The following is a 12,501-nucleotide window of genomic DNA, read 5'->3' as shown; positions in this document are numbered from 1 at the left end:
CTCATCGCCCCCAGTCCGCCCGCGGGTCGAAACCGCTTGCCCGCTCGGCCTGGTCGTAGGCGCGCATCGCCTCGACCGCGGCCTCGTCGAGCTTGTTCGGGACCGCGACCTTCACGGTGACGAGCAGGTCGCCCGCCCCGCCGGAGCGCTTGGGCACTCCACGACCGCGCACGCGCAGCGTGCGGCCGTCGGTGGTGTTCGGCGGGATCTTCACCCCGACCGAACCCTCCAGGGTCGGAACCGAGACCGTCGCTCCGAGAACGAGTTCGGAGATCCGCACCGGCAGCTGCACCCGAAGGTCGTTGCCGCTGCGGGTGAACTGCTTGTGCGGGGTCACGTGCACGACGACGTAGAGGTCACCCGACGGGGCGCCACGACGACCGGCCTCGCCCTGCCCGGCGAGCCGGATGCGTTGACCGTCCTCGACGCCGGCGGGGATCCGGACGTTGATGGTGCGCGCCCGGACCTTCACGCCGCTGCCGTCGCAATCGGTGCACGGGTCGTCGATCCGCGACCCGGTGCCCTGGCAGTCCTGGCAGGGCTCGCTGAATCCGAACGCGCCCTGGTTGCGGCTCACGAACCCGGAACCGTTGCAGTTCGCGCACACCCGCGGACTGGTCCCGGGCTTGGCGCCCGAGCCGTGGCAGGTGGTGCAGGGCGACGGACTGGTCACCCGCAGGGGGACGGTCGTGCCGAGCGCGGCGTCGGAGAACGAGAGCGTCGTCTCGGTCTCGAGGTCCTTGCCACGACGCGGCCGGCTCGCCGTCGAAGTACGTTGCGTTCCGCCGCCGCGGTTGAACAGGCCGTCGAAGATGTCGCCGAAACCGCCACCGCCGCCGCCGGTCTGCGCCCCGCCGAACAGATCGCCGAGGTCGAAGTCGCCACCGCCGCCGGTGGTGTAAGTGGTTCCCCCGCCGGGGAAGCCGCCCGGGAAGCCGTTGCCGCCGCCGCGGAATCGTCCGCCGGCGAACATGGCGCGTGTCTCGTCGTATTCCTTGCGCTTCTCGGCATCGCCGAGGACGCTGTGGGCTTCGGACACCCGCTTGAAGCGCTCTTCGGCCGCGCTGTCACCTGGATTCGCATCCGGATGCAGCTCGCGCGCGAGCTTGCGGTAGGCCTTCTTGATCTCTTCAGCCGAAGCGTCAGAAGCAACGCCCAGGTCCTTGTAGAAGTCGTGTTCTAACCACTCACGTTGTGGTGCCACCAGACGTCACCTCCTTGAGTTCTGTTGTCTGGATTGATGTTTCAGTTGGGGCCACCCTCTCCCTGGGGTGCGAGCCGACCACCTGCTCCCTGAGGTGCGAGCCGACCACCTGCTCCCTGAGGTGCGAGCGAAGCGAGCCACGAAGGGTTCGTCGCCCTTCGTGGCTCGTCGCTTGCGCTCCTCGCACCTCAGGGATCAGTGGTGAGTTCGCCCACTCAGGATCGAGCGACGGTCGTTCTATTGTGCACCGGGCGCGTCGCCCGCGGGAGCGGGATCGGTGACCGTCACCATCGCGGTGCGGATCACCTTCTCGCCCAGGCGGTAGCCGCATCGGTACACCGATCCGATCACCGGGTTCGCGCCGGTGCCGTCGTGCTGCACGGCTTCGTGGAGTTCGGGATCGAACTCGTCACCCGCCGCACCGAAGGCCACGAGACCTTCGGCGGCCAGCACTCCGGTCAGCTTGTCGGCGACCGCACGCAGCGGACCGCTGTCGAGGTCGCCGTGCTCGCGTGCACGGTCGAGGTCGTCGATGATCGGCAGCAGCTTGTCGATCAGCATCTGCTTGCCGTAGGCGACCGAACCCTGCTTCTCCTCGGCGGCACGCCGCCGGAAGTTGGCGAACTGGGCGCGTTCGCGCTGCAGGTCGGCCGTCAGCTCGGCGACGCGGGCATCCGGCTCGTCGGCTGCCCCGTCCGCCTGCTGCTCGTCACTGGTCTGCTCGTCGACGACCGGTCCGGCATCGGCCGGGCCGGGGCCGGCGGCCGGCTCGTCGCGCACCTCACCCGTCTCCGGGTCGATACGACGACGGTCGGTCACCGTCACCGGCTCCTCGCCGGACCCATTCGACGAATGGGCTCCTGCGGTCACTTGTTCTCCTTCGAGTCGGCATCGTCGACGACCTCGGCGTCGACGACGTCGGGATCGGTGTCGGCCGCGGCGGACTCACCGTTGGGGGACTCCGCAGCGGCGTTGGCGTAGATCGCCTGGCCGAGGGCCTGCGACTCCTCCGACAGCTTCTCGATCGCGGACTTGATCGCCGCGGTGTCGTTGCCCTTGAGCGCTTCCTGCGCCCCGGCGACGGCCGCCTCGACCTTCTCCTTCAGCTCCGCCGGGACCTTGTCCTCGTTCTCCTTGAGGAACTTCTCGGTCTGGTGGACCAGCGACTCCGCCTGGTTGCGGGTCTCGGCCTCCTCGCGGCGCTTGCGGTCCTCGTCGGCGTGAGCCTCCGCGTCCTTGATCATGCGGTCGATCTCGTCCTTGCTCAGGCCCGAACCGTCCTGGATGCGGATCGAGTTCTCCTTGCCGGTGCCCTTGTCCTTCGCGGTGACGTGCACGATGCCGTTGGCGTCGATGTCGAAGGTCACCTCGATCTGCGGGACACCCTGCGGCGCCGGGGCGATGCCGCCGAGCTCGAAGCTGCCGAGCAGCTTGTTGTGCGAGGCGATCTCGCGCTCACCCTGATAGACCTGGATCTGCACCGACGGCTGATTGTCCTCGGCGGTCGTGTAGGTCTCCGACCGCTTGGTCGGGATCGTGGTGTTGCGCTCGATCAGCTTGTGCATCACGCCGCCCTTGGTCTCGATACCGAGGGAGAGCGGGGTGACGTCGAGCAGCAGCACGTCCTTGACCTCACCGCGGAGCACACCGGCCTGCAGTGCGGCGCCGACGGCGACGACCTCGTCCGGGTTGACGCCCTTGTTGGGCTCGCGGCCACCGGTCAGTTCCTTCACCAGGTCGGTGACAGCCGGCATACGGGTCGAACCACCGACGAGCACGACATGGTCGATGTCGCCGACGGAGATGCCCGCATCCTTGATGACGGCCTGAAACGGTGCGCGGGTGCGCTCCAGCAGATCAGAGGTGATCTTCTGGAACTCGCTGCGCGAGAGCTGCTCGTCGAGGAACAGCGGGTTCTTGTCGGCGTCGACGGTGATGTAGGGCAGGTTGATAGAGGTGCTCTGCGAACTCGAGAGTTCGATCTTCGCCTTCTCGGCGGCCTCACGGAGACGCTGCAGGGCCATCTTGTCCTTGGTCAGATCGATGCCGTTCTGGCTCTTGAACTTCTCGACGAGCCAGTCGACGACGCGCTGATCCCAGTCGTCACCACCGAGGTGGTTGTCACCGGAGGTCGCACGGACCTCGACCACGCCGTCGCCGATCTCGAGCAGCGAGACGTCGAAGGTACCGCCACCGAGGTCGAAGACCAGGATGGTCTGTTCCTTCTCACCCTTGTCGAGCCCGTAGGCCAGGGCGGCCGCGGTCGGCTCGTTGACGATGCGGAGCACGTTGAGGCCGGCGATCTGGCCGGCTTCCTTGGTGGCCTGACGCTGCGCGTCGTTGAAGTACGCCGGGACGGTGATGACCGCGTCGGTCACGTCCTCACCCAGGTACGACTCGGCGTCGCGCTTGAGCTTCATGAGCGTGCGCGCGCTGATCTCCTGCGGGGTGTACTTCTTGTCGTCGATCTCGACGGTCCAGTCGCCCTCGCCCATGTGGCGCTTGACGGAGCGGATGGTGCGGTCGACGTTGGTGACCGCCTGGTTCTTGGCGGGCTGACCGACCAGCACCTCGCCGTTGCGCGCGAACGCGACCACGGACGGTGTGGTCCGCGCGCCTTCGGCGTTGGCGATGACAGCGGCTTCGCCGCCTTCGAGCACGGCCACCACCGAGTTGGTGGTACCGAGGTCGATTCCAACAGCACGAGACATGTTTGGCTTCCTCCTAGTTTGCGGGTGTGCACCCGAGTCCTTGTCCCGGGGTCTCGCGACCGCGGGGATGTCGTGGCGAAACTCTGCGGGACCGGACTTCAGTGCGTCCGACTCATGTCCTACTGAAAAAGTAGATCCGAGTCAAACCGACTTGAGTCTTCGTCGCTCAGGTTTCTCGAAGTGTGTAACGGGGGTGGTCGACGGATTGTTCCCCGGTCGGCCAAAAAAGTTGAGCGGAGTTCGCTCAATGTCGGCCGGGGCCTCAAACGCGTATGACGTTGCGCCCGGTTTCCGGGCACAACGTCATACGGATGCGTGGCTTCTTCGACCTCGCCATCGCCGGGGCCCCGGCCCCGCAACTTCCACGGTGGTCAGTACGCCACCACCCCAACACGCTGCGCCTCCGTTACCCATCGGTCCCGGTCGCGTGGGGGCTACGGTCGATACATCCCCTCGACGCGGAGGTGGCGATGACCAAGACCACACCGAGCGATCCGCGATGGGTGCCGTGGCGCGTCGCGCCGGCGTCTGGCTTCGAGGTCGACGACCCGACCGGGCGTGGCGAGGTCGAGATCGCGCAGATCGACGAGCGACAGTTTCTCGTGCGCAACGCCTTTCGGTTCTCCGATCCCGCGGTCGAGGAGTACCTCGTAACACAACTGGTCGAGCGAGGACAGACGGAAGCCCATGCGCGGGGCGCCGTCGACGCGGCCCGCACGTTTGTGCCCGGCGACGACAACCCCACCGACCTCGCCTCGATCCCCCGGTTCCTGCGCTGGTTTGAGAACCCCTACGGCAGACACTCACTCGCGGCGCTCATCCACGACGAGCTCATCACGGGCACCGTCAACTCCGGCGCGCTCGGGAGTGACACCCTGTCCGACCGGTTCTTCCGCGAGATGATGCGGGCGTCCGGCGTCCCCTGGCTCAAGCGGTGGATCATGTGGTCGGCCGTGGCACTTCGCACGCGATGGGTCGCCGGCGGATGGCGACGTCTCAGTGTGGTCGGGTGGCTGGTGCTGAGCCTCGTCGGCATCTGCGCGGCGGTCGGTTCGAGCGGGGCGCTGCTGTTCGATTGGTCGTGGCCGACATCATCGCCGGCGGTCTCGCTCCTGCTCTCCCTGCTGATGATCTTCGTCGCCGCGCCGCTGTGGGGGCGCCAGTGGGCGGCGAGTCTCGTTGCGGCCGTGGCCGCCTTGTGGGTCCTGCCCGCCGCGATCGTGGCCTACTTCGCCTATGCGCTGTATCTGTTGTCGGAGAGGATCGCTCGCACCGTCGGGCTCACGTAGCGGCTCGGCCGAGCATTCTTGTCGGTGGTCGGGTCTACCTTGGACGTATCAGTTGAACCGGTCAACCAGGCCGGGTGGCAACGACTTCGGGGGGAGTCACTGTGGGGGTATGGACGGATCTGCCGGGCGAGTTCCTCGCCGGGGTCGATCCTGCCAGCCCGGCCGATGCCGACACCGCCACCCATATGCAGCGCTTGGGGTCGATCCGCGCGGGCGAATCGTATCTGGCGTGGTGCCGCTACCAGACGATCCTGGTGCTCTGCGACCGGCTGTTGACCACTGTCGGCAACAGTTACGTCTCCGACGGTTTCGGTGACATCGTCGCCCGGGTCTCGCGCGAGGCCGGGATCACCCGCTACCGGGCGGGGATGCTGGTCGACGAGGCGTTGTGTCTTCGTGATCGGTTGCCGCGGGTGTTGGAGACGTTGCGCGACGGTGTCATCGGGCCGCAGCAGATCCGCGAGATCATCGGACGCACGCACTTGGTGTCCGATGATCACCTTCTCGACCCCGACGACCCCGCCAGCCGCCGGATCATCGAGGTGCTCGACGAGTCGATCGCCGACCTGCTGCGCTCCCGGTCCGGGTCGTGGTCGACGTCGGGTTTGCGCGACATGATCGACCGCCTGGTCTTCGGCCACGACGCCGACGCGGTCCGGGAACGGCGCCGCGAAGCGCTCGACAAACGCGGGGTGTGGACCGAGAACCACGGTGACGGGACCGGTGAGATCACCGCGGTCATGGCTGCCGAGAACATCCGGGCTTGCGACGCCTCGGTACGTGAGTTGGCCGCATCAGTGTGCGACCGGGATGGCCGCACCCTCGGGGAACGCAAGTCCGACGCCATGTGCGCGTTGCTCACCCGAACAGCGTTCACCTGTGCGTGCGGTCAGTCCAACTGCACCGCAACACCTGTCGATCCTGGAGGTTCGGCGGCGAGTACCGAGATCGTGATTCACGTGGTGACCGACGCCGACACCCTGGCCGGCGGGTCCGAACCCGGCTGGGTCGACGGGCACGGAGTCATCTCCGACGAGCATGTGCGCGACCTTGCCGCCCGGCCCGACGCGACGATCAGGCCGGTCACCCCCATCCGCACACCACCCACGCAGGTCGTCGCCGGCGAGGGCGGATACGACGACGAGCCCACGCGGAAGGCGAACATCGCCGCGCCACAGCAGGCTACAGATGACGCCGACACCGACACCAACGCCGATGCCGGCGGCGCGGGTGACGCGTCGACACCCCCGACTTCGACCTCATCGTCGGCGGAGCCGGTGTCGTCGGAGATGGTGGTGGTCTACCCGGCTGCCCTGCCTGGTGACCCGTATCGTCCGACGAGTGCGTGTGCGGAGTTCGTGCGGGTGCGCGACGGCTACTGCACCGAGCCGGGTTGCACGCGTTCGGCATTCACCGCCGATGTCGATCACGTCGCCGAGTACGACCACGCCCGACCCGCCCGCGGGGGTGCGACCTCGAGTGAGAACCTCAACGCCAAATGCCGTCCCGGTCATTTGCACAAGACCCACGGTGACTGGACCGATGTGCAGTACCGCGACGACGAGGGCCGCCTGGTCACCGAATACGTCACGCCCGAGGGCTTTGTGATCCCCGGCGAGGCCGAAACCCTCGAAGACCTCTTCCCCAACCTGCGTCGCATCCGGTTCGAACAAGCCGCGAAAGCCCCACCGACACCGCGGATCATCGTGCCCGAACGGCAAGGCAGACAACAACAAGGCCGACAACCGCGCACGATCACCGAACGCACCGCCGCCAAACACGCGAAGCGGCGAGAAGAACGTGCCCGCAACAAGAAACAACGCGAAGCGAACCGCCGCGCCCGGACCGACGCAGCCAGCCATCAACCCGACACGCCTGACGGCCCGCCACCCTTCTGACAGACGCCAACACCCCGGCGGAACGTGATCGTCCACGTACCACCGGGGTGTTGGGCTGGGCCTAGGCTACAGCGCGCGGGATCACGCCGCGGTCACCTGCGCGTCGACGGCGACTTCCAGCGCCTGCGCGACGATCTCGGCGACGTCGGTCATCGGCCGCACGTCGAGGGCGTCGAGCACCTCGGCCGGCACGTCGTCGAGGTCGGGCTCGTTGCGCTGCGGGATGAAGATGGTCTTCAGCCCGTTGCGTTGTGCGGCAAGCAGTTTCTGCTTGACCCCACCGATCGGCAGGACCCGCCCGTTGAGCGTGACCTCGCCGGTCATCCCGACATCGCTGCGCACCTGACGTCCCGTCGCCATCGACACCAGCGCGGTGACCATGGTGACGCCGGCGCTCGGACCGTCCTTCGGCACGGCCCCGGCCGGAACGTGCACGTGGATGGCCTTGTCGAGCGCTTTCGGGTCGACGCCGAGCTGCTCGGCGTGCGCCCGCACGTACGACAGTGCGATCTGCGCCGACTCCTTCATCACGTCGCCGAGCTGGCCGGTCAACTTCAGACCCGGCTCACCCTCGGTGGCGTTCACCTCGATGAACAGGACGTCGCCGCCCATGCCCGTGACCGCGAGACCGGTTGCGACACCGGGGACCGCCGTCCGCTCCGCCGATTCCGGCGTGAAGCGCGGACGCCCCAGGTAGTCGCGCAGATCGGGCTCGTCGATGGTCACGGGCGCCGTCGCGGTTCCTCTTTCTCCCGATTCGACCGCGAGGTTGGTCGCGGCCTTGCGAAGCGCCTTCGCCAGCAGCCGTTCGAACTGCCGCACACCGGGTTCGCGGGTGTAGTTGGCCGCGATCTCCCGCAGCGCCGCATCGGTGACGGTCACCTCGTCGGGTGTCAGCGCCGCCCGCTCGGCCTGCCGGGGCAGCAGGTAATCGCGGGCGATGGCGACCTTGTCGTCCTCGGTGTACCCGTCGAGCGTGACCAGCTCCATACGGTCGAGCAGGGCCGACGGGATGTTCTCGATGACGTTGGCGGTCGCGAGGAACAGCACATCGGACAGGTCGAGATCGAGATCGAGGTAGTGATCGCGGAAGGTGTGATTCTGCGCGGGGTCGAGGACCTCGAGCAGCGCGGCGGCCGGGTCACCCCGGTAGTCCGAGCCCACCTTGTCGATCTCGTCCAGCAGCACAACGGGATTCATCGATCCCGCCTCACCGATCGCCCGTACGATCCGGCCGGGCAGCGCGCCGACGTAGGTACGCCGGTGGCCGCGGATCTCCGACTCGTCGCGCACACCGCCGAGGGCGACGCGCACGAACTTGCGGCCCAGCGCCCGGGCGACGCTCTCACCGAGCGACGTCTTGCCGACACCGGGAGGACCGGCGAGCACCATCACGGCGCCCGACCCGCGTCCGCCGACGACCTGCAGGCCGCGTTCGGCGCGACGAGCACGCACCGCGAGGTACTCGACGATGCGGTCCTTCACGTCGTCGAGGCCGTGGTGGTCGGCGTCGAGGATCTCGCGCGCGCCCTTGACGTCGGTCGAGTCCTCGGTCCGGGTGTTCCACGGCAGGTCGAGGACGGTGTCGAGCCAGGTGCGGATCCATCCGGTCTCCGGCGACTGGTCGCTGGCACGCTCGAGCTTGCCCACCTCGCGGAGCGCGGCCTCGCGCACCTTCTCGGGCAGGTCGGCTTCCTCGACGCGGCCGCGGTAGTCGTCGGCGCCCTCGGGTTCGTCCTCGCCGAGCTCCTTGCGGATGGCGGCGAGCTGCTGGCGAAGCAGGAATTCCTTCTGCTGCTTGTCCATGCCCGCGCGGACGTCCTCGGCGATCTTCTCGGTCACCTCGGACTCGGCCAGATGATCGCCGGTCCACTCGATGAGCAGCCGCAACCGCGCCGCGGTCACCGGCGTCTCGAGCAGCTCACGCTTCTGTTCGTCGGACAGCCACGACGCATAGCCCGAGGTGTCGGCGAGATCCGCCGGATCGGACATCTTGTTGACGGCGTCGATGAGCTGCCATGCCTCGCGGCGCTGCAGCATCGCCAGCACGAGCTTCTTGTACTCGCCGGCGAGTTCACGTTCTTCGTCGGTGGCGTCAACGGCGTCGACCTCGGTCACCTCGACCCACAGCGCCGCACCGTGACCGGGTGTCCCGGTCCCGATCTGCGCGCGCTGCTCACCCTTGACGACGGCTGCCATCCCGCCGCCCGGGATACGGCCGACCTGCACGATCGACGCGATGACACCGTAGGTCGGATACCGGTCGTCCAGACGTGGGGCGACCAGCAGTTTCCCGGTCTCGCTCGCCCGGGCGGCGTCGACCGTGGCCTGTGCGGCATCGTCGAGCGGAATGGGCACGACCATGCCGGGCAGGACGACGACGTCGGGAACGAAGAGAACCGGCAGTGAATATGTCTGCGACATGAAACCTCCAGAGTTAAGTCTGACCGACTCAACCCAGGTGGCAGGAATCTTGTTCCCGGGCGATTTATGCCAGGAGTGAACGGGGTGCGGCCGCCCAGGTGAAGCCGTCCGGTCGGGACGGTGGGCGTGAGCGTCAGCCGGGCGAACCTCAGGTGAGGTCGACCGCGGCGCGGGTGGCGAGGACGACGATCTGGGCGATCACCAGAACCGCGACCGCGACGAAGAACGCCGCGGTGGTCACGACGACACCGGCCGCCCCGCGCAGCGCACTCGGCACAGCCTGCAGCCAGGACACGGAGAGTCGGTGTGCGGGTGCGACATCGGGGGTCATGGGCGGTCCTCTGCATACAACGAGCGACCACACCGTTGTGGTCGCAGTCACAACACTCAATCACAAGTAAGTACTTCTGTGCCACAAATAGTCATCAAGACTCATCCCGACCCGAACTCTCCGGCGCTGACCGTCCGAAACCCCGCCCGCCACGAAGTGCGGTAGAACCGAACCGACACCCACCCGAGGAGCCCACATGTCGATCGTCACGCCGACCACCACTCGTCAGCCGCTGGGCCGGGCCATCGCCCGGATCGCCCTGGGAGCGGTGCTGGTGATTGCCGGCGTCGGCCACCTCACCGCCCAGCGCGAGGAGTTCCAGGCACAGGTCCCCGACTGGGTGCCGTTCAGCAAGGACTTCGTGGTGCTGGCCTCCGGCGGCGTCGAGATCGCCCTGGGCGCCGCGTTGATCGCGCTGCCCCGCCACCGCAAGGTGGTGTCGTGGATCGTGGCCGCGTTCTTCGTGGTCATCTTCCCCGGCAACATCAACCAGTACGTCGAGCACATCGACGCCTTCGGACTCGACACCGACGAGAAGCGCCTGACGCGACTGTTCTTCCAGCCCGTCCTGGTGCTCTGGGCCATCGCGGCCGGCACGGGCGAACGCCGGGCCTAACCTGCCCGGGTAGCCGCATCCTGACAGGCGGTGTCCACACCCGCACGGACCTGCGGCCGCACATCAGTGCTCGAGCGGATCGTGCACGCCGCCACCAGCCCGCCGACCGCGCAGCACGCCGCGCAGATGTACATGGCCGTCCGGAAGCCGTCGCCAAGCGGATCGCCGGGGCCCGCATCGATCCCCGCCACGGCGGGCAGCACCGCCACCGCAAGCAACCCCGCGAGCCGCGCCACCGCGTTGTTCACGCCCGACGCGGTACCGGCGAGCGCGTCGTCGACGGCGGCGAGCGCCGCTGAGGTGAGCGGCGCGACCGTCACCGTCATGCCGAGGCCGAACAGCAGCACCCCGGGCAGCACGGAGTCGACGTAGCCCGAGCCCGGCTCGACGCGGGACATCAGCGCGAAACCACCGGCCGCGATGAGCGGGCCGACCGTCATCGGCAGCCGTGGCCCGGTCCGCTGCGCCAGCTTGCCGACCACCGGCGACCCGAACAGCATGATGAACGTGCTCGGGAACATCGCCGCGCCGGCCTCGAACGCCGAGTAACCGAGGCTCTGCTGCAACTGCAGGGCCAGCAGGAACAGCGCACCGCCCAGCGCCGCATAGACCAGCAGCGTCGTCAGATTGGCGCCGGTGAACTGCGACGACCGGAACAGCCCCAGCGGCAGCAGCGGCGCCGGCACCCGCGACTCGATCACCACGAAGCCCACCAGCGCGACGACTCCGACCACCCCCGCCGCAACCGTCACCCCGTTCCACCCGTTCGACGGCCCCTCGATGAGTGCGTAGATCACGCCCGCGAGCCCGACGGTCATCGCCAGGGCACCCGCCACGTCCAGCCGGGCGTTCGACGGCGCGCCTCGCGATTCGGGGACATGCCGGATCGCGATCCACAACGCTCCCAGGGCGAGCGGCACACTGAGCAGGAATGTCCACCGCCACGACGCCGCGTCGACGAGCCAGCCACCGAGGAACGGGCCCAGAGCCGTGGTCGCGCCGGACATCCCGGCCCACAGACCGACCGCGGCGCCCCGATCGGATGGCCGGATCTCGGCGTTGATCAACGCCAGACTGCCCGGCACGACCGCGGCCGCGGCGATCCCCTGCACGATCCGTGCGGCGACGAGGAGTTCGACGGTCGGCGCCAGCCCGCACGCGACCGTGGCCACCGCGAACACGGCGAGACCTCCGGCGAAGACGAGCCGACGCCCATACCGGTCGCCGGCGACCCCACCGATCAACAACAACGCGCTCAGCGTGAGCAGATACCCGTCGAGTACCCACTGCTGACCGCGTAGACCGGTATCGAGGTCGCGCGCGATGGCCGGCAGTGCGACGTTGACGACGGTGCCGTCGATGAAGGCGACACCCGAACCGAGCACCGCGGCGACGATCAGCCACCGCCCCGCCGCCGACGCGGCCGGCACTCCTCGGGCGTCGGCGTCGGCCGCGCTGTTCTCGCTCATCGGTTCTCGGCGGTGATGAGCTCGGCGGCGACGACGTCGGCGAGCCCGTCGAACTGGTGACCGCCCACCGGATGACGATGCAGCGGCACCGACGGAAGGAACGCCGCGTTCAGGTCCAGGTGCTCAACGGGCACCACGTCGTCGTCGACGCAGTGGTGGAACGAAGGGAGCAGAGAGCCGGTACCGGGGAACACGTACTGCGGAACATCCCAACCGTCCGGTCCCCAGTTCGGCATCGCAAGAAGCACAGCACTTCTCGAGGCGACATCGGCGTCGGCGAAAACATGCATCAGCACCGTCGCCCCGAACGAGTGCGCGACGACGTGATCGTCGGCGTCCAGCCCCTCGAGACGCTCCCGGATCGGACGGGCCCACGCCTCGATCGACATGTCGTCGTCAGAGAAACGAGGCATGTCCAGCGACGCGTCGAGTGCCGCGGCCAGCGCCTCGGCGAGCGGGCCGTCGTCGGCGTACCCGCCCGCGCCGTGGATGAAGAACAGCCGACGGTGCGTCATTGGGTCTCCTCGAAGTCGCGTTCCGTTCTCGAAGGCTGACCGCG

General features: G+C 68.2%; 10 protein-coding genes. 3 read left to right on the top strand and 7 right to left on the bottom strand.

Annotated elements, in window-relative coordinates:
* Position 1 precedes the first annotated feature (1 nt).
* The 3 genes from dnaJ to dnaK all read right to left on the bottom strand — a co-directional run bounded on the left by dnaJ (position 2) and on the right by dnaK (position 3,915).
* A complete protein-coding gene (gene dnaJ / locus A9310_RS22425) occupies positions 2-1,204 on the bottom strand; it encodes a molecular chaperone DnaJ (RefSeq protein ID WP_058249666.1) in 1,203 nt (400 codons plus the stop codon).
* Positions 1,205-1,441: 237 nt separating this feature from the next.
* The gene (grpE, locus tag A9310_RS22420; RefSeq protein ID WP_065632454.1) at positions 1,442-2,074 is read right to left on the bottom strand and encodes a nucleotide exchange factor GrpE; all 633 of its coding nucleotides are present in this window, start codon (positions 2,072-2,074) and stop codon (positions 1,442-1,444) included.
* Positions 2,071-3,915, bottom strand: coding sequence for a molecular chaperone DnaK (dnaK, locus tag A9310_RS22415; RefSeq protein WP_065632453.1), 1,845 nt, complete (start codon positions 3,913-3,915; stop codon positions 2,071-2,073). Before dnaK ends, grpE begins: the two co-directional genes overlap by 4 nt.
* Positions 3,916-4,385: 470 nt before the next feature.
* Here dnaK and A9310_RS22410 point away from each other — a divergent pair, with 470 nt between their 5' ends.
* Positions 4,386-5,204 (top strand): DUF1353 domain-containing protein, encoded by an 819-nt coding sequence (locus A9310_RS22410; protein WP_065632585.1) that lies wholly within the window; start codon positions 4,386-4,388, stop codon positions 5,202-5,204.
* 101 nt (positions 5,205-5,305) lie between these two features.
* Positions 5,306-7,102: an HNH endonuclease signature motif containing protein gene (locus A9310_RS22405; protein WP_065632452.1), complete on the top strand. Its 1,797-nt coding sequence runs from the start codon at positions 5,306-5,308 to the stop codon at positions 7,100-7,102.
* A gap of 81 nt (positions 7,103-7,183) precedes the next feature.
* Here the strand turns inward: A9310_RS22405 and lon are convergent, their stop codons facing one another.
* Entirely contained in the window at positions 7,184-9,526 is a 2,343-nt protein-coding gene (gene lon, locus A9310_RS22400) for an endopeptidase La (RefSeq protein WP_065632451.1), read from the bottom strand.
* A 148-nt stretch (positions 9,527-9,674) separates the two neighbouring features.
* Positions 9,675-9,857 (bottom strand): hypothetical protein, encoded by a 183-nt coding sequence (locus A9310_RS22395; RefSeq protein WP_065632450.1) that lies wholly within the window; start codon positions 9,855-9,857, stop codon positions 9,675-9,677.
* 196 nt (positions 9,858-10,053) lie between these two features.
* Here A9310_RS22395 and A9310_RS22390 point away from each other — a divergent pair, with 196 nt between their 5' ends.
* On the top strand, positions 10,054-10,473 hold the full coding sequence (locus A9310_RS22390) for a MauE/DoxX family redox-associated membrane protein (protein ID WP_058249658.1): 420 nt from the start codon (positions 10,054-10,056) through the stop codon (positions 10,471-10,473).
* Here A9310_RS22390 and A9310_RS22385 read toward each other — a convergent pair.
* Positions 10,470-11,942 carry an MFS transporter gene (locus A9310_RS22385; protein WP_065632449.1) on the bottom strand — a complete coding sequence of 491 codons (1,473 nt, stop codon included), beginning with the start codon at positions 11,940-11,942 and terminating at the stop codon, positions 10,470-10,472. The two genes, A9310_RS22390 and A9310_RS22385, sit on opposite strands and share 4 nt — an antisense overlap.
* A complete protein-coding gene (locus A9310_RS22380) occupies positions 11,939-12,457 on the bottom strand; it encodes an alpha/beta fold hydrolase (RefSeq protein ID WP_065632448.1) in 519 nt (172 codons plus the stop codon). The genes A9310_RS22385 and A9310_RS22380 overlap by 4 nt, the downstream gene beginning before the upstream one ends.
* Positions 12,458-12,501 lie beyond the last annotated feature (44 nt).

The organism is Gordonia sp. UCD-TK1, from assembly GCF_001691435.1.
GTDB lineage: Bacteria > Actinomycetota > Actinomycetes > Mycobacteriales > Mycobacteriaceae > Gordonia > Gordonia hongkongensis.
Note: the sequence above shows the minus strand (reverse complement) of the source record. Positions and strands in the feature narration are given on the sequence as shown.

Excerpts from the sequence above, each read along its gene's own strand:
- dnaK (WP_065632453.1), bottom strand. The coding sequence starts at position 3,915 with ATGTCTCGTGCTGTTGGAATCGACCTCGGTACCACCAACTCGGTGGTG.
- A9310_RS22410 (WP_065632585.1), top strand. The coding sequence starts at position 4,386 with ATGACCAAGACCACACCGAGCGATCCGCGATGGGTGCCGTGGCGCGTC.
- lon (WP_065632451.1), bottom strand. The coding sequence starts at position 9,526 with ATGTCGCAGACATATTCACTGCCGGTTCTCTTCGTTCCCGACGTCGTC.
- A9310_RS22395 (WP_065632450.1), bottom strand. The coding sequence starts at position 9,857 with ATGACCCCCGATGTCGCACCCGCACACCGACTCTCCGTGTCCTGGCTG.
- A9310_RS22390 (WP_058249658.1), top strand. The coding sequence starts at position 10,054 with ATGTCGATCGTCACGCCGACCACCACTCGTCAGCCGCTGGGCCGGGCC.
- A9310_RS22385 (WP_065632449.1), bottom strand. The coding sequence starts at position 11,942 with ATGAGCGAGAACAGCGCGGCCGACGCCGACGCCCGAGGAGTGCCGGCC.
- A9310_RS22380 (WP_065632448.1), bottom strand. The coding sequence starts at position 12,457 with ATGACGCACCGTCGGCTGTTCTTCATCCACGGCGCGGGCGGGTACGCC.